General features: G+C 45.7%; 12 protein-coding genes and 3 pseudogenes. 14 read left to right on the top strand and 1 reads right to left on the bottom strand.

The genetic code is table 11. The annotated features are described in order from the left end of the window. Nucleotides 1–354: 354 nt before the first annotated feature. The 10 genes and pseudogenes from wecB (EKM85_RS08660) (at nt 355) to EKM85_RS08615 (ending at nt 12,032) form a co-directional block, all read left to right on the top strand. Nucleotides 355–1,497: a non-hydrolyzing UDP-N-acetylglucosamine 2-epimerase gene (gene wecB, locus EKM85_RS08660; protein WP_125585976.1), complete on the top strand. Its 1,143-nt coding sequence runs from the start codon at nt 355–357 to the stop codon at nt 1,495–1,497. 190 nt (nt 1,498–1,687) lie between these two features. After that, nucleotides 1,688–2,712: pseudogene (locus EKM85_RS08655) on the top strand (IS30 family transposase). A gap of 101 nt (nt 2,713–2,813) precedes the next feature. Beyond that, entirely contained in the window at nt 2,814–3,938 is a 1,125-nt protein-coding gene (gene wecB, locus EKM85_RS08650; RefSeq protein WP_125586004.1) for a non-hydrolyzing UDP-N-acetylglucosamine 2-epimerase, read from the top strand. 373 nt (nt 3,939–4,311) lie between these two features. Beyond that, nucleotides 4,312–4,569 carry a serine O-acetyltransferase gene (locus EKM85_RS11720; protein WP_379882350.1) on the top strand — a complete coding sequence of 86 codons (258 nt, stop codon included), beginning with the start codon at nt 4,312–4,314 and terminating at the stop codon, nt 4,567–4,569. A 202-nt stretch (nt 4,570–4,771) separates the two neighbouring features. After that, a pseudogene (locus tag EKM85_RS08640) lies at nt 4,772–6,202 on the top strand (IS5 family transposase). 360 nt (nt 6,203–6,562) lie between these two features. Beyond that, nucleotides 6,563–7,333 (top strand): WecB/TagA/CpsF family glycosyltransferase, encoded by a 771-nt coding sequence (locus EKM85_RS08635; RefSeq protein ID WP_125586002.1) that lies wholly within the window; start codon nt 6,563–6,565, stop codon nt 7,331–7,333. A 5-nt stretch (nt 7,334–7,338) separates the two neighbouring features. Beyond that, a complete protein-coding gene (locus EKM85_RS08630; protein WP_125585974.1) occupies nt 7,339–8,424 on the top strand; it encodes a glycosyltransferase in 1,086 nt (361 codons plus the stop codon). A 1-nt stretch (nt 8,425) separates the two neighbouring features. After that, nucleotides 8,426–9,574, top strand: coding sequence for a glycosyltransferase (locus tag EKM85_RS08625; RefSeq protein WP_164510724.1), 1,149 nt, complete (start codon nt 8,426–8,428; stop codon nt 9,572–9,574). A 20-nt stretch (nt 9,575–9,594) separates the two neighbouring features. After that, nucleotides 9,595–10,803, top strand: a complete 1,209-nt coding sequence (locus tag EKM85_RS08620) for a hypothetical protein (protein WP_125585970.1) — start codon at nt 9,595–9,597, stop codon at nt 10,801–10,803. 47 nt (nt 10,804–10,850) lie between these two features. Then, entirely contained in the window at nt 10,851–12,032 is a 1,182-nt protein-coding gene (locus EKM85_RS08615) for a hypothetical protein (RefSeq protein ID WP_125585968.1), read from the top strand. Nucleotides 12,033–12,302: 270 nt separating this feature from the next. On the opposite strand, the pseudogene EKM85_RS08610 reads toward EKM85_RS08615, so the two are convergent. Then, nucleotides 12,303–13,047, bottom strand: a pseudogene (locus tag EKM85_RS08610) (IS30 family transposase); the annotation flags it as partial. Nucleotides 13,048–13,443: 396 nt separating this feature from the next. On the opposite strand from EKM85_RS08610, the gene rfbA reads away from it, so the two are divergent. The 4 genes from rfbA to rfbD all read left to right on the top strand — a co-directional run bounded on the left by rfbA (nt 13,444) and on the right by rfbD (nt 16,832). After that, nucleotides 13,444–14,322 carry a glucose-1-phosphate thymidylyltransferase RfbA gene (gene rfbA / locus EKM85_RS08605; protein WP_125585964.1) on the top strand — a complete coding sequence of 293 codons (879 nt, stop codon included), beginning with the start codon at nt 13,444–13,446 and terminating at the stop codon, nt 14,320–14,322. Beyond that, nucleotides 14,319–14,891, top strand: coding sequence for a dTDP-4-dehydrorhamnose 3,5-epimerase (gene rfbC, locus EKM85_RS08600; RefSeq protein WP_125585962.1), 573 nt, complete (start codon nt 14,319–14,321; stop codon nt 14,889–14,891). The genes rfbA and rfbC overlap by 4 nt, the downstream gene beginning before the upstream one ends. A gap of 2 nt (nt 14,892–14,893) precedes the next feature. Next, nucleotides 14,894–15,919 (top strand): dTDP-glucose 4,6-dehydratase, encoded by a 1,026-nt coding sequence (rfbB, locus tag EKM85_RS08595; protein ID WP_125585960.1) that lies wholly within the window; start codon nt 14,894–14,896, stop codon nt 15,917–15,919. A 64-nt stretch (nt 15,920–15,983) separates the two neighbouring features. Further along, nucleotides 15,984–16,832, top strand: coding sequence for a dTDP-4-dehydrorhamnose reductase (gene rfbD, locus EKM85_RS08590; RefSeq protein ID WP_125585958.1), 849 nt, complete (start codon nt 15,984–15,986; stop codon nt 16,830–16,832). Nucleotides 16,833–17,026 lie beyond the last annotated feature (194 nt).

The raw sequence follows: 17,026 nt of genomic DNA, 5'->3' as shown, positions 1-17,026 counted from the left end.
AGTGCTAGTATAGGCGCATTACAATGCCGATATTTCGCGAGAGTTGCGTTTTTCAAGTGAGGCCTTCGGATAACGATTGAATGAATTAACTCATAGAGCTAGATTTGGTGATGCTAATATGAATGTAGTTTTGTATATTGATTGAACAGGTTGCCTGTACTTGTGACGACAGCGTTTGAGGCTGTTGATTTGGATTGAATGGCAGGGCATGTAAAGATCGGCTGTAAGATCGTGTTACAGCCCTTAAGCTAAGAATCACGTGGTATTTTTCGGGTTATATTTTTTGTGGGGAAAGGGAGAGAGTTTAATTATGCTCGTACAAACGAATATTTTTACATCAAAAGGTGGTACACGATGAGTAAGGTTAAGGTGATGACTGTATTTGGAACGAGACCAGAAGCTATTAAGATGGCTCCAGTGGTTCAGGCATTGAAATTAAGACAGGACGAATTCGAAGAGGTCACGGTAGTAACGGCCCAACACAGACAGATGCTTGATCAAGTACTTGAGATATTTAAAATAAGGCCGGATTATGATCTTAATGTTATGAAAGAACGTCAGTCTCTGGACGAGTTGACGAGTAACGTCGTAGTACATCTAGGAAAGATTATTGACGACGAAGAGCCAGATATCATATTAGTTCATGGGGATACGACAACGACTTTTGCTGCCAGTCTAACTGCTTTTTATCATCAGACCTCTGTAGGGCATGTGGAGGCAGGCTTACGCACCTGGAATAAATATAGCCCCTTCCCAGAAGAAATGAACCGTCAAATGACAGACGTACTTTCGGACCTTTATTTTGCTCCAACCAGGCAATCAAAAGAGAACCTTCTGAAAGAAAATCACTCGGAAAAGAATATCTTTGTTACAGGTAATACTGCTATTGATGCGCTGAAGGAAACCGTACATGACGACTACCATCATGCCGTTCTGGATCTTATTTCTCCAGGTAAGAGAATGATTCTCGTAACCATGCATCGTCGGAAAAATCAAGGTGAACCGATGCGCAGAGTTTTCCGTGTTATGCGAGATGTTGTTGAGCGATATAAAGATGTTGAGATTATTTATCCAGTCCATTTAAACCCGGTTGTTCAGGATGCGGCAAAACAAATATTGGGGAATCATGCACGCATACATCTCATTGAGCCCCTAGATGTTGTGGATTTTCATAATTTAGCTGCACGAAGCTATTTTATCATGACCGATTCAGGCGGTGTTCAAGAAGAGGCCCCATCTCTTGGGAAACCAGTTCTTGTATTACGGGATACAACGGAGCGTCCAGAAGGTGTTCAAGCCGGAACATTGCGTCTGGTGGGAACCAACCCAAGTGAAGTTAAAAAGTGGATGATAAAGCTGCTATCTGACCATTCTACTTATAATGATATGGCAAATGCCAAGAACCCATACGGCGATGGAAGGGCTTCAGAGCGTATATTAAATGCAATATCCTACGCACTGGGGACCTCGCGGGAAGAACCAAATCAATTTGAATAATAAGCCATGGATGAAATCAGTTGACAGATAATTATTCTGAAGGTCGCGGCAATGGATCTGTTTCGAAAATGAAATCAGAGCCCTGATTTAAAATCCAAGTGCAACACCTGATCTATCAGACCAATTTGCACAAAAAGGCCATGAAGACCTATTCTTGTTAGCGATTAAACTTCAAGAAAGAGGAATCTTCATGACCCACACTCAGACTACCACCACCAACTCTTACCAACAACTTGGATTTGATGAAAGAGGCGCTATTGAAGCAATGCACACCCAAGGCTTCTCCTGCCGAGGCTTTGCCCTTGAACTTCATCGCAGTCCCAGCACGATCAGTCGTGAGTTACGGAGTGGTGCCGTGAATCACATGAACTCAAGCAGACAAATTCATGCTCAGTACTTCGCTGATGCTGCGCAAGCTTGGCACGAACGGGCGCAGCTGAACAGCCATGAATACGGGCCACTTGATTTCTGTGACTACTTCTTCAAGGATTTGGTTAAGGCGCTACGCCAACGGCCTCGTATCCAAAGCAGCGACAGCTTTGTGTATGCCTTCCAGATGCAGTTTCCACATCTGTGCTGCCCGTCTACGTCGATTGTCTATCGATGTATTGATCAGGGACTATTGCCTATGACTAATATCGATCTGCCCATGAGGTTGCGCCATCCAGTTAAGCATCCTAGTTAGCGACATGCCCGAATGAATAAGCATCGGCTTGGCGCTTCGATAGAACAGCGGCCAAAGGCCGTTGATGACCGTTCCGGCGTCGGGCACTGGGAAAGTGATCTGATCAAAGGTCTACGCGTCGATAGCGAACCAGCCCTGATGACGCTCACTGAGCGATAACTCTAGAACGGAGATTCTCGTCATGCTTCCCAACTACTGGTCAGAAACCTGCCAGGTAGCACTTCAAGCCGCGATTGATGAATATGGTGCCAAAGAATTTACAACGATCACCTTCGACAATGACTCAGGGTTCGCGGCACTGAGCGATTGTCGAAGGAACAGACATTTACTTTGCTCTCCCGTACTCTCCCTGGGAACGTGGCTCCAACTAGCATGCTAATGGCCTGTTGCGCGAGTATTTTCCTAAGGGTAAGTCTTTGAAGGGAGTAACGCTTGATCAAGTACAGGCTGTTCAATCAGCGTTAAACCACCCCCCTCGACGCAGTATGGGCTGGCTCAGGCCCTGTGACTGTTATCCCAACATGGCTTAGAACTATACCGCTGACAAGAGCTGGTCACTAAGTGTTGCACTTGATTTGACAAACGGGGAAAATAATATTGGAGGATAATTGTGAAAGAAAAGGTAAAGGTAATGACCGTCTTTGGTACACGGCCTGAGGCTATTAAAATGGCTCCCGTAGTAAAAGCTCTGAAATCTCAAACGGAAGAGTTTGAGGAGGTCACTGTTGTAACGGCTCAGCATCGTCAAATGCTGGATCAGGTCTTAAATATTTTCCATATCACGCCGGACTACGACTTAAATGTTATGAAGCAAAGACAGACTTTGGATGAGTTAACGAGTAATGTTGTTCTACATTTAGGAAATATCATGGATCAAGAAAAGCCTGATATTGTTCTTGTGCATGGAGACACCACAACCACTTTCGCAGCTAGTCTATCAGCTTTCTACCACCAAACTATGATTGGCCATGTGGAGGCAGGCCTGCGAACTTGGAATAAATATAGTCCGTTTCCTGAAGAAATGAACCGGCAGATGACGGATGTTTTGTCTGATCTGTATTTCGCTCCAACATCGAAATCAGAGGATAACCTCTTAATGGAACATCATCCCAGGGAAAATATCTTTGTGACCGGGAATACTGCAATTGACGCGCTTAAGGAGACAGTTCATGATAATTATCATCATGCTGTTATGGATCTTATAGATAAGAATAGACGAGTAATCTTAGTCACAATGCATCGACGAGAAAATCAGGGTGAACCTATGCGAAGGGTTTTCCGTGTAATGCGAGAGATTGTAGAAGAATATACTGACGTTGAAATTATCTACCCAGTTCACTTAAACCCAGTTGTTCAGGAGATAGCTAAGGACATACTCGGGAACCATCCTAGGATTCACTTAATCGATCCTGTTGATGTTGTTGATTTCCATAACCTAGCTGCGCGTAGTTATTTCATTATGACTGACTCTGGTGGTGTACAAGAAGAAGCTCCATCGTTAGGAAAACCCGTACTTGTTTTACGCGATACGACAGAACGGCCAGAGGGTGTTGCGGCAGGTACGCTTAAATTGGTCGGAACTAATCCTGAGGCGGTCAAAGAATGGATGAATAAACTCTTATCTGATAAGTCCACATATGATGAGATGGCTAATGCTAAGAATCCTTACGGTGACGGTAATGCTTCCCGAAGGATTCTCCAGGCAATTGCGTATGCTTTTCATTTGCAGAATGATAGGCCACAGAGCTTCAGTTAACGTATTCATATCAGGTGAGCACAAAGAAAACGCCACGCCCTACTGGAGGACACGAAAATTGATAAATGACTTTGACGCATTAATTAAATATCGAAAGGCAGACAGATTAGCGCTTTCCATTCCAGACTCAAGACGTTATCCGAGGCCTTTGGCCGATGATATTTGGAGATTTGAGATCCTACTTAGGAAGTATGAATACCATCTCAACCTGGGACATTCATTGAGGGTATCCCTAATCAAAATTCCTTTTTTGAAATTATCTGAGAGTCTTGGCTTCTCAATCCCGCCTAATGTTTTCGGCCCTGGACTGTCCATTGCACATTTTGGGACGATTGTTGTAAATGATAATGCAAAGGTTGGATAAAACTGCAGAATTCAAGAAGGCGTTACTATAGGGGCAACAAATGGTAAGAAAGAAGCTGCCTTAATAGGCGATAATTGCTTTATTGGCAGTGGAGCAAAGATTATCGGTAACATTCGGATTGGAAACAACGTTGCGATTGGTGCAGGTGCTGTGGTTGTAAAAGACTGCTTAGAAGATTCCGTGACTCTTGCTGGTGTTCCGGCCAAGATTGTCAGCCACAATGGGTCAGCCTCAAATCTTCCTCCGTTCCAGCAGACTAATCAGTGACTTCAATTTATTCTTGATAGATATTGGGTACCATAAATGGGAATCTTCCCCGTTCTTAGGCGTTTTTTTGGCGAGTATACTTAGTGGCTGTTTAATAATTCTATACTCCAATACACTGGTGATTTTAGAACGGTATTATCGTATAATAACTGCGTATATTTTACCGGATTGCTGGTATTTACCGTGTGTTTCTGAAATTCGCTTGGAGGTTTTATCCACGGTTTATCGTCAAAGGCCTCATCAATTTTCCTTTGAGTCGTTTGGTTGCGGTCTGAGTACACCACTCAGTCCAGACAACGAGTGGGTTCAATTGGCCGATGTCTTCCCCTGGCAGGCTTTGGATAAAACATACCAATTAAAATGTCCCAAGAATTCAGGACGCGCAATGAAGCCGTTTCGAATACTTTAAGGGGCTGGCTTGATCTAAGGGGGGATGAAGATTACTGATCGAGGCGTCGTTAATGCGTTTCACGATACGCCGGCTTATCAGCACTTCGTCGGCCTGTCCGAATGCCAGGCTAAAGCGCCGTTCAGTTACTCCAGCTTGTGCTACTTCTGCAAGCGGATCGTGGATCTTTCTGAATTCATCCGCAATATCATTAACGACTGGCTGCGTGCCAAGATTGAGGCCATCGTCGGCTTCAGGGTCAGCGTGATGATTACTGATGCCACCGCGGTTCCATTTAAGATCCATTTTCCGCAGGACACGATGCTGCTCAATCAGGCGTGGTAGAGCTTTGAAATCTTGGAGATCGACATGGCCCACCAACTTAGTGTACCGAATCCACGGATGTATAAGCGCGAAGCCAAAAAGCTTTGGACCGCCTGCTCTCGTCATCCAAAGCGCCAACGCAGTTCAGTATACAAGCAAGTTAAAATTCAGAGTCAGAACATTCGCCGTGACCCGCGGTTTATAAATGAATTCATCGATGCCGGGGCGACTTTGAATAACAAACAGGCCACTCGCCTTGGCGTGATTCGGATTTTGTTTGACTACCAGTGGCATATGTATGCCAACAAGATGTATCACGTTGAAGACAGAATCGTCAGTCTCCAACAGCCTTACATGCTCCCAATTCAGCGGGGCAAAGCGAATGCAAAAGTCGAGTTTGGGGGCAAGGTCGACTTCCTGTTAAGTGAAGGAATCATTGCTCTAGAGCGCTTCGACTTTTCTGCCTTCACTGAAAGTGTCGATTTTAAGGAAACGCTGGATCGCTATTACGAGCTGTATGGACAATACCCGGATAAGGTGCTGGCTGACACGCTGTACCGCAATGGAAAGAATATGAAGCTGTGCAAAGACTTAGGCATCAAGATCTTCGGACTAAGGCTTGGTGCAAAACCCAAACACGCTTCCGCTGAGCAAAGACTCAAGGACACCGATGCTGGAAAGCGGCGAGGTGCGATCGAACGTCGCTTTGCCTTTCTGAAAGGATCAGTAGGGCTTGATTTGGCGAACTCTCGAATCGCAGAGTCACTGGCAGTTAAGATCAACCAAGCCGTGGTACTGAGCAATGTCTTGACCCTTCTGAGGGTATTTGCTGTACCAATTTTAATTTTGGCCCAGTACGAAGGTGACCCCCATCAATTACGCTACAAAGTTACTACCAAGGTCAAGGATATGGCGGTCTAGTGAAACAGCCACTTAATTATGGATATACCCGCGAATTATAGTAGTTAAATTGAATCGATGGACTCACAAATCGTGACAGTAGAAAATGTCAAAGCCGTATTCGATGCTAGGAATAGCCTGTCTGGAACATGGTCAGAGTAGTTGCGCAAACAACTGGGATTGACCTCAGATTGCCACTCTACTTCCATATCAGGACTTGATTATTAATATTTTGAGAAGTCAGCCGCCAGAAACAAAGCCTCATATCCTGGTGGGAAGATCAACGTCTTAATAAGTATGCAATGACCAGCTAACAAGCTTTACCAAACTGACTAAAACTATAACAATAATGGAGAAATTAACGTGGCTCAAATATCAACAATGCAAGAAGTCCGCTTGGGAAATAATCCGAGAATCAAACTTTTAGGTGCCGAAGTTGACGTCTTAGACGAAAGTCAAACCGTCTCGCTGGTTAACGAATACATAAAGACTAACACTCCTTTGCATCTCATAGGAGTTAATGCAGACAAGATAAACGCAATGCAGAAGGATCCAGAATTTAGTGAAATTGTGAATAGCTGCGGCGTTATCAATGCCGACGGAGCATCACTAGTTCTTGCTAGCCGTTTCCTGGGAGAACCTCTGCCAGAGAGAGTTGCTGGAATAGATCTAATGCAACGTCTTGTGGAATTAAGCGGCAAAAACCAGTACAAAATTTTCCTGCTGGGAGCAAAGGAGTCGGTTGTTCGGCAAGCAGCCAAGGTGCTAAAGGACCAAAATCCAACCCTAAAAATTGTCGGAGTTAGAAATGGGTACTTTCGCAGAGAAGAATGGCCCCTAATATCAAAACAGTTAAAAGAGCTAAAGCCAGATCTTGTTTTTGTTGGGATTACCTCGCCATTGAAGGAGTACCTAGTGGAGTTTCTGCAAGCCGATGGAAATAAAAGCGTCTTTATGGGTGTCGGAGGTAGCTTTGACGTAATCTCTGGAAAGATACCTAGGGCACCATTGTGGATGCAAAAGTCCAATCTAGAGTGGCTCTTTAGAGTCGGTCAGGAACCGAAGCGTCTACTAAGACGATATCTCTTCGGAAATATCACCTTCATCTGGCACGTGATTAAAGCGAAGTTATCTGGGAACGTGAAGAGGTAAGAACAATGCGCATATTACATATCTCAAGAACTATGGGACAGGGAGGTGCGGAAAAAATTGTGTACCAACTCTGCCGAGATAATAAAGAACAAGATCAGATCGTGATTTCATCTGGTGGAGTATATGTACCCAAGTTGAAGCGATTGGGAATTGCTCATGTAACCATGCCAGATATCGACTCAAAAAATCCATTTACGATGGTAGCCTGCTTTCTAAAGATTTGGTTAACCATTAGAAAATACAAAATACAACTAGTACACACCCACCATCGCATGGCTGCGTTTTACGCACGAATAATTTCCGCTTTAACTGGTATTCCAACCGTCTACACAGCCCATAATATATTCACGAATAGGCGCTCTCTTGTCCGATTTTCCCTAAAAGAAACACAAATTGTGGCCGTAGGACAAGGTGTTAAAAAAAATTTAGAAGGATTTTATGGCATAAATCCAGATTCGATCCAAGTAGTTTATAACTCGGTGTCCGTTCACCTAAGTGGAAGCAGAAACAATGAATTAGCTAGATTGCGCAGTGAAGGTAAGTGCTTAGTCGGTAGTATCGGTCGATTGACTAAACAAAAGGGAATGGATGTATTCATTGATTCTATTGCACTTGCCCGGAAGAAGAATCCAGCTATCGTGGGCGTCATTATTGGCGATGGAGACGACAAAGAAGCTCTTAGACAACAGGTTGCATCTTTAAATTTGAACAATTACATTATATTTCTCGGCTACCAGTCACACATATATGATATTATTGATCAACTCGACTTTGTTGTTCTATCCTCAAGATGGGAAGGCCTCCCTTTAATTCCTATTGAGGTGTTTTCGCAGGCAAAAGCAATGATTGCGAGTGATATTCCAGGAAATAATGAGTTAATTGAAAATAATCAGAATGGACTGCTAGCCAAGAAGGAGTCAAGCATAGATTTTGCAAATGCCATTTTGAGACTAGCTAGCAGTAAGGAGCTACGTGTCAAAATCGGCAATAAAGCAAAAGAATCATATATTAATAATTATCAGTACAAAAAGTTTATCGACGGATATAATGAAATATACTACGCTGTTCTTAAACGTCTCCATAGGAGTTAAAATGAAAAAAGAAAAGAATAAGACCATACGGGTCTTTTATATGGTTTATAGCCTGACGAGTGGCGGGATTGAACGATACTCTATAAATCTGTTCAGAGGTATAGATAAGTCAAAAATCGAGCTTGATTTCATTACGAAACTTGACCGAAGAGAGTTCTTTGATGGAGCTCTGAATAGAGCAGGTGGAAAGAAGATTCCCCTTGCTAGAGGCGCAAAACCCGGCAGAGTCAACCAGGCTATAACTATTTTAAAAAACACAATTCATACAGCCAGGAAGAACTATGACATAGCGTATTTTAATTTAAGTTCACCCTCTGCCGTATTCAAGTATCCTCTCATTTGTCGTTTTTGCGGTATTAAGAAGATTATTATACATTCCCACAATTCATCCGAAGTTGATCTCAATTTAATTCACAGAATGGCAAATTCGCTAGGTCGCCGTTACATTAACCACATCGCAAACAAAAAATTTGCCCCTTCAAGAGAGGCCGCATCCTGGATGTTTGGAGAAAAGTCAGTTGCAGAGAAAGACTATGTGTGGGTTCCGAATGCTGTGGAATCTGAGGATTATGCTTTTAGTAAGTCCAAGAGGTCTCTTGCGCGCCTTGAGCTAAATCTCCCGGAAGATTCATTTATAGTGGGCCATGTCGGAAGATTCGTTGAACAAAAAAACCACATTCAACTTATTAACATCTTTGAAGCGTTGCATAGGTTGAACAATAAGGCAATTCTCTTATTGGTTGGAGTTGGCGAATTACAGGATGCAGTTCGAGAATATGTGGCTAAGAAAAACTTAAGCAAGTCGATAAGATTCTTGGGTGAACGAGCTGATATAGCTCAACTTATGCAAGCGATGGATGTTTTCCTCCTACCGTCATTATATGAGGGTCTTCCCGTAGTTGGTATTGAAGCCCAAGCAGCCGGACTACCCTGCCTCTTTTCTGACACAATCTCCAAAGAAGTAGGTATTACAAAGAATACCAGCTTTATGAGTTTAAAAAGCTCCCCTCATGAATGGGCGAAGCGGATTCAAGAATTGGGAAGGATTCCAAGAACTGACACTTCCAATGACATTAAAGCATCAGGCTATGATCTTTCTACAACTGTGCAGCTGGTCGAAAATCAAATAGAAACCTTGGCTACTACCTGACTCTTTGGAGATGTTAAGTTATGGACCTATTGTTCGTCTTTTTAATCTTAGAAAATATTTTCGAGAAATATATTCCCGCATTAGGCTATTTTGACGAGACCGTGGCCTTAGTCATGCTTGTCCTCTTCCTAGTTAAGATATCACACAAAAGAATGGCTAAGGACTACTGGAAGATCATTCTACTAGGGGTAGGTTTTCTATTTATTGGTTTTTTGGGAACCTTTTTGAATCACTATCAAACAAATGCAGTGGCCATTCTTAAGGATATTTTGGCGGTTAGCAAATTTTTTATTGTATACCTCTATAGTTCAGCATTTATGAAGAACAATAATCCTCGTGTCCAAAAAAACATTATCCGATTCAGCAAAGCGTATCTTCTTACACTACTATTCTTTTCAATTCTGAATCAGTTCGCAAATATCGGAATGAATAGTGGATACCGTGGACCAATTAAAACATTTACCTTCTTATACTCACATTCCACATTCCTGGTCGCCTCAGTTGTAATCCTATGCACAGTCCTCATTGCTAAGGGAATACGCATTAATTCCCTATACCTGGTAAGTGGGTTTATCGTCTTATTCTTTAGCATGAGAACAAAGGCCTTCATGTACATGGCTGCTACAGTTATCCTTGCCATCCTTCTTAGAGGCAGATATCACAGAGTTGCCTCAAGGACCACATCTACTCGAACTAGAAGAAGGCTTGTTCTTGCTATAATTATCATTCTTAGTGCCATCTACTATCTGGGACGCAACAAATTAATGAGCTATCTTAGTTGGGGCCTGATGGCTGCTAGGCCCGCACTCTACATTGTTGGTTTCCAAATTGCCAAACAGAGTTTCCCTTTTGGGGCAGGTTTTGCCACGTTTGCCAGTGCTATTTCAGCTGAGTATTATTCCCCCGTTTATTCCCGATATGGTATTGCTAATGTTGATGGAATATCTCAGACAACTGGATCAGACTATGTATCTGATACCTATTGGCCGTATATCTTTGGCCAATACGGCTTTCTCGGGACGGTGCTTTACCTATCTGCTTTAGCTTATATCTTCAAAGACATTCTTAAAAAGTTTCAAAACAAGTATTATTCTCTAGTCGCAGCACTTTCATTGTTTGTATATGTAATCGCCGGTTCGTTCGTTGAGTCGATGTTTACTAATGCTACAATCATACTTGTTGCGCTAACACTAGGTTTTTATTTGCCGCGGGCTGACAGTAATTCTTAATTACACGAGTGCCCACACCTATGTAAGATGGAAGGAAAATGTTTAATATGAAGATATTGTTTGTGGTTGGTTCATGCTTACAGGTAAATTCGTCAGCAAATCTCTGCCACATTGCTTATATCAATGGTGCAGTGCAGTTGGGTCATGAGGTAGACGTCCTTTCTATGAGCAACAAAGGAAGTATTGTAGATAACTCAATTAAACTGCCTGAAGTGAGAAATTGGTTCAATTATGATCCTCCAAGCGTTAACAGTAATCCAATTACCATTAATGCCGGTGCGAAAAAGACGGCTTCATCTAAGAAAATTTCTTTAGTCACTCTTATGAAGCGCACCGTTCTTCGTTTTTACGGCATCTATGGTCGCACAGCTAGCATTTGGATGCGAAGAGCAAGCAGGTTTTATAACTCTGAGAGCTATGATGAAATCATATCTTTGGCAACACCTTATTTCTCTCATCACCTTGCACAAGAATTACTTAGGAAAGGAAATGTTCACGCGGAGAAGTGGATACAAATCTGGGAGGATCCTTGGCTTGGAGACCTTTATAGTCAGTCTAATGAATCGCGTCAGTTTAAAGAGGAGGAGAAACTGTTAAGTGGTCCAGATCGGATTATATATTCAAGCCCTTTAACTTTAAAGTATCAGAAGAGGGCGTTTCCTCGGTTCGCTTCTAAGATGGAATGGCACACGCTTCCATATTATTATAAGGAGAAAGATAGCGTGAACGATATTCCGAGCCAGGAGATTTACGGATACTTTGGTGATTACTATTCGTTCAGCCGGAACTTAAAGCCTTTTATGAACGCACTGGAAGCAAGCGGCGAAAGTGGAAATATAATCGGAAATAGCGACTTGGCTTTGACCTCAACTGACCTAATTCATGTTCGCCCACGAATTAGTCTAGCTGAGTTATCAAAAGTGGAAGATGGAACCACTGTTCTAGTGTTTCTGTGCAATTTGCATGGTGGACAGATTCCCGGGAAAATATATCAATATTCATCAACCAACAAGAGAATATTGTTTATACTTGACGGTACTGCAGAAGAAAAAAAGGTGCTATATAAATTCTTCTCTAAATTCAATCGCTATATCTTCTGCGACAACAATTCTGATTCTATTCTAAATGCAATTCACGCAATCAAGAACTCAGAATATAACGGTATCTCAAATAAAGAAGTCGCAGCTTTTAGCCCTGCTAACACGATGGAAGATATTCTTGGAAAATAATTTATCTCTGATTATTATTGACGCACACTTTATACCAACCCGACTTCAAGCAAGCGCGACAAATAATTCCAGACACGGGCAGCCAGCCCGCCCTCCGGAATTATTTTGGCTTCTTCGTCAAGAAGAGTTGATAATATTTTTCTTGAGCATCTGGATCTCAAATGGTTTAGGTGCTCTCCATAGGCACCCAATGACAGACCGGATATAATTGCCCCTTGCTAGGCAGTATGATTACCACACCAAATCTAAATTGGTGAGGTAATGTGCGTGTGCAAACTCGCTTCCTCGGTCGGGCGGAAACGGTTCTCGTTCAGCCTCGTGGCTGCTCACTTAGCAGGGCCACCATTGCTTTCTCGACCTGACTGGCATTAGCCGTCGATACTCGCACTGAAAGCAGATAACGTAATCTACGGTCGACTAAGGTGACTAGAGCTGAGTGTCCAGTCTTGCCGCGGACCGTGTCACCCTCCCGATGACCAAACCAGCACCGATTCTCCGCTGATAATGGGCGGTCAGGGATTGAAGGCGCTTCGTTGAACCGCCCACGTCTTTCATTGACGGTGCCTTTCACCTTACGCGCCTTACCGCGATGGCGTAACTGCCGAGCAATGCCACGAGCACCATGGCTTGTAAGCGGAACGCCAAGGTTGTTGCGGTAGATGCCGCGATAAATCGTTAGGTAACTGATCTGAATCGGACTGCTTTCGTGGCGTATACGTCCGGCAATCTGTTCAGGTGACCAATGCAGCTCGACGATGTAACGGACCACGCGCTCGCACACTTGATCATCTGCGAGGATTCGTGGTCGGCGAGAGTGCTCACGAACCTTCTTGTCACGCGTCTGAGCTTCCGATACAGAGTAATTCTCCCAATCGCCATTGTGAGCGACTTCACGGCTGATGGTGTTCCGTGAGCGCCCCAGAGATTTTGCAATGACTTCTTGAGTCAGACCATTATTGAGACCAAGCAGTATTGTTTCGCGTTCCTTTAAGGTGAGATGATTGTATGGACTCATAGTCGAGTTCTCCTTGTTGTGGTCTTGTGGTGATTCCGTTTTACAAGGACACAGGCTATGAGTCTTTCTATTTAGCTAACTTGTTGCACTTGAAGTGTAAATCCGTCCTCTATTTCCAACCATGTATTCGGAGCGTCGGCAGAAAGTATCGATTCAGCGATCAAGTAATCACTGAATATTCAAGTTTAGTAACTCAATTTACGTTCAATTTAAGACTCGATAACTATTAACTATAACGTCTAAGCGACCTCCAACGGCGCATATTTGAGAGTTATATAATTAATCATAGCTTCAACCAAATTATCTTACAAATTCGAAGTGGCCTGATTTCGCTACTCATGGCATACTGGGGAAGATGGTATTAAGAGAAGGCTAGCATACAAAGGGGATCGAGTTATGAAGGGCATTATTTTAGCAGGTGGCTCGGGGACACGGCTCTATCCGATTACTCGGGCAATCTCAAAGCAACTGATTCCGATTTACGACAAACCCATGATCTACTACCCGATGTCCACGTTGATGCTGGCGGGGATTCGGGACATCATGCTGATTTCCACCCCCAAGGATCTCCCAAGATTTGAGGAGTTGTTTGGGGACGGTCATGAGATCGGGCTCAATCTCAGCTACAAAGTGCAAGAGCATCCCAACGGCTTGGCTGAGGCATTCATCCTGGCCGCGGACTTTATCGGCGACGATTCCGTCTGCCTGATCCTAGGGGACAACGTCTTCTACGGTGGCGGCCTGTCGAAGATGCTGCAACGTGCCGCAGCAAAGGAAAAAGGCGCGACGGTGTTTGGCTATCACGTCAACGACCCAGAACGTTTCGGCGTGGTCGACTTTGACGAGCACATGCACGCTAAGTCTATCGTGGAAAAGCCGACGCACCCGGCGTCTAATTATGCCGTGACGGGGCTCTACTTCTACGATAACGACGTGGTGAAGATTGCCCAAAACATCAAGCCATCCGCGCGTGGGGAGCTTGAGATCACCGACGTCAACCAGGAATACCTGCGGCGCGGGGAGCTCGACGTTGAACTGATGGGCCGCGGCTTTGCCTGGCTTGATACCGGGACCCACGAGTCCCTGCAGACGGCCTCGGCGTTCATCGCCTCGATCCAGCACCGTCAGAACCTACAGATCTCCAACTTGGAAGAGATTGCCTACCGGATGGGCTATATCGATATCAAGCAGGTCGAGGAGCTGGCGCAGCCACTGAAGAAGACGGAGTACGGCCAGTATCTGTTGCAGTTAGTGAAACAGGAGGAGAACAAATGAGTTTAAAGATCATTCCCACAAAGTTGAAGGATGTCAAAATCGTTGAAACCGACGTTTTCGGTGACAACCGCGGTTTCTTTACCGAAACCTGGACCCGTGATAAGTTTGAGGCGGCCGGGATCACGACTGACTTTAATCAGGACAACCAGAGCCTTTCGGCAGAACCTGGCGTCCTGCGCGGCATGCACTATCAGATGGCGCCTTACGCGCAGACCAAGCTGGTCCGCGTGGTCACCGGGGTCGTTGAAGACGTGCTGGTCGACATCCGTAAGGGTTCCCCGACCTACGGGCAATGGGAAGGCTACATCCTCTCTGAGTTCAATCACCGCCAGCTGTTCGTACCGAAGGGCTTTGCCCACGGCTTCATTACGCTGACGCCAAACGTGAACTTCTGCTACAAGGTCGCGGGCGTGTACGCGCCAGACGCCGACCGCGGCATCGCGTTTGATGATCCTGATATCGGCATTCAGTGGCCGATGCCAACGACGCACCTGATCATGTCGGAGAAGGATACCAAGCACCCACAACTCAAGGATGCCGAGAACAACTTCGTCTATGGGGAGATCTAACAATGAAACTTATGGTAACCGGGGGAGCCGGGTTCATCGGCTCCAACTTTGTGCGGTACGTCTATAACAATCATCCAGACGTTCAGATCGTCGTGCTGGATAAGCTGACCTACGCCGGCAACAAGGCCAACATCGAAGACCTGCTGGGCGATCGGGTGCAGCTGGTGGTCGGCGACATCTGTGATGCCCCGCTGGTCGACAAGCTGATGAGCGAAGTTGACGCCTGCGTGCACTACGCCGCTGAAAGTCACAACGACAACTCGCTGATCGATCCGAGCCCGTTCCTGCACTCCAACGTGGTTGGGACCTACACGCTGCTGGAGGCCGCACGTAAGTACGACGTGCGCTTCCACCACGTCTCTACCGACGAGGTCTACGGCGATCTGCCGCTGCGTGAAGACCTGCCAGGCCACGGTGAAGGCAAGGGCGAGAAGTTTACCACGGAGAGTCGCTACAACCCCTCCAGCCCGTATTCTTCCACCAAGGCGGCCTCAGACATGCTGGTTCACGGCTGGACCCGCTCGTTTAAAGTCCGCGCCACGATTTCCAACTGCTCGAACAACTACGGCCCCTACCAGCACATCGAGAAGTTCATTCCGCGCCAGATCACCAATATCCTCAGCGGCATCACCCCGAAGCTATACGGCACCGGTAAGAACGTCCGCGACTGGATCCACACGGAAGACCACTCCCGGGCCGTTTGGACGATCCTGACCAAGGGCAAGATCGGTGAGACCTACCTGATCGGTGCCAATGGCGAACAGGACAACAAGACGGTGCTTGAGATGATCCTCAAGCAGATGGGCAAGTCCCCAGACGACTATGAGCAAGTCAAGGACCGGCCCGGCCATGACCTGCGCTATGCCATTGATTCAACGAAGCTGCGCACCGAGCTCGGCTGGACGCCGCAGTTTACCGACTTCGAGTCCGGCCTGAAGCACACTATCGACTGGTACACCGAACACGAAGACTGGTGGCGTGCCGAAAAGGACGCTGTCGAAGCCAAGTACGCCAAGCAGGGCCAATAAGCCAACGCAAAAAGCGAAGCGCGCAGTCGCTTCGCTTTTGTGTCAAAACACGGAGATGAAATTGATGAAGAAGATTTTGATTACTGGGGCTAATGGTCAGCTGGGCACCGAGCTGCGTCACATGTTGGACGGCCGCGGGATCGCCTACCGGGCGACCGACGCCAAGGAACTGGATATCACCGATGAACAGGCGGTCAATGCCTACTTTGCCGACTATCAGCCGGACGTGGTTTACCACTGCGCGGCCTACACGGCGGTCGATAAAGCCGAAGATGAGGGCAAGGCCATCGACGAGCTGGTCAACGCCAAAGGCACCGAGAACATGGCCAAGGCGGCCGGTGCCAATAATGCGACCCTGATCTACATCAGCACTGACTATGTCTTTGATGGCGATAGCGATGAGCTCTACACCGTCGACCATCAGCCGGCGCCGCGCAACGAATACGGCCGCACCAAGTACGAAGGCGAGCAAGCGGTTCAGAAGTACGCCAAGCAGTATTACATCATCCGGACATCTTGGGTGTTCGGCGAATATGGCCACAACTTCGTCTACACCATGCTTAACTTGGCCAAGACGCACGATCAGTTGACGGTGGTGAATGATCAGTTTGGCCGGCCGTCTTGGACCAAGACGCTGGCCGAGTTCATGTTGTTCGCGGTGGATCAAAACCTGGATTACGGCATCTACCACCTGTCAAACGAGAACAGCTGCAATTGGTACGAGTTCGCCAAGGAGATCCTCAAAGACACCGACACCGAGGTCCTGCCCGTGACGAGTGCTGAGTACCCGCAGAAGGCATGGCGGCCGCGGCACTCCATCCTGGATCTGAGCAAGACCGAAGCGACGGGGTTCAAGATGCAGACGTGGCAGGAAGCGCTGAAGGAATTCATGGCAGAAATTCATGCCGATTGATTAACAGATGAAAATGGAGGCTGAGATGAAGAGAGTCCAACTAGTAGATTATTTAAAAGGATTCAGTATCTTGACAATAGTCTTAATGCATTTATTACAATTGTATATTGCTAAGAACCCCAGTTTACAATTCAAGTGCAACACCCTGACGACTAGACCAAAAAGGCCATGAAGACCTATTCTTGTTAGTGCTA

This window comes from Lacticaseibacillus jixianensis (assembly GCF_003946485.1).
Lineage (GTDB): Bacteria > Bacillota > Bacilli > Lactobacillales > Lactobacillaceae > Lacticaseibacillus > Lacticaseibacillus jixianensis.
Note: the sequence above shows the minus strand (reverse complement) of the source record. Positions and strands in the feature narration are given on the sequence as shown.

Excerpts from the sequence above, each read along its gene's own strand:
- wecB (WP_125586004.1), top strand. The coding sequence starts at position 2,814 with ATGACCGTCTTTGGTACACGGCCTGAGGCTATTAAAATGGCTCCCGTA.
- EKM85_RS08630 (WP_125585974.1), top strand. The coding sequence starts at position 7,339 with ATGCGCATATTACATATCTCAAGAACTATGGGACAGGGAGGTGCGGAA.
- EKM85_RS08620 (WP_125585970.1), top strand. The coding sequence starts at position 9,595 with ATGGACCTATTGTTCGTCTTTTTAATCTTAGAAAATATTTTCGAGAAA.
- wecB (WP_125585976.1), top strand. The coding sequence starts at position 355 with ATGAGTAAGGTTAAGGTGATGACTGTATTTGGAACGAGACCAGAAGCT.
- rfbB (WP_125585960.1), top strand. The coding sequence starts at position 14,894 with ATGAAACTTATGGTAACCGGGGGAGCCGGGTTCATCGGCTCCAACTTT.
- EKM85_RS08625 (WP_164510724.1), top strand. The coding sequence starts at position 8,426 with ATGAAAAAAGAAAAGAATAAGACCATACGGGTCTTTTATATGGTTTAT.
- rfbD (WP_125585958.1), top strand. The coding sequence starts at position 15,984 with ATGAAGAAGATTTTGATTACTGGGGCTAATGGTCAGCTGGGCACCGAG.
- EKM85_RS08615 (WP_125585968.1), top strand. The coding sequence starts at position 10,851 with ATGAAGATATTGTTTGTGGTTGGTTCATGCTTACAGGTAAATTCGTCA.
- rfbC (WP_125585962.1), top strand. The coding sequence starts at position 14,319 with ATGAGTTTAAAGATCATTCCCACAAAGTTGAAGGATGTCAAAATCGTT.
- rfbA (WP_125585964.1), top strand. The coding sequence starts at position 13,444 with ATGAAGGGCATTATTTTAGCAGGTGGCTCGGGGACACGGCTCTATCCG.
- EKM85_RS08635 (WP_125586002.1), top strand. The coding sequence starts at position 6,563 with ATGCAAGAAGTCCGCTTGGGAAATAATCCGAGAATCAAACTTTTAGGT.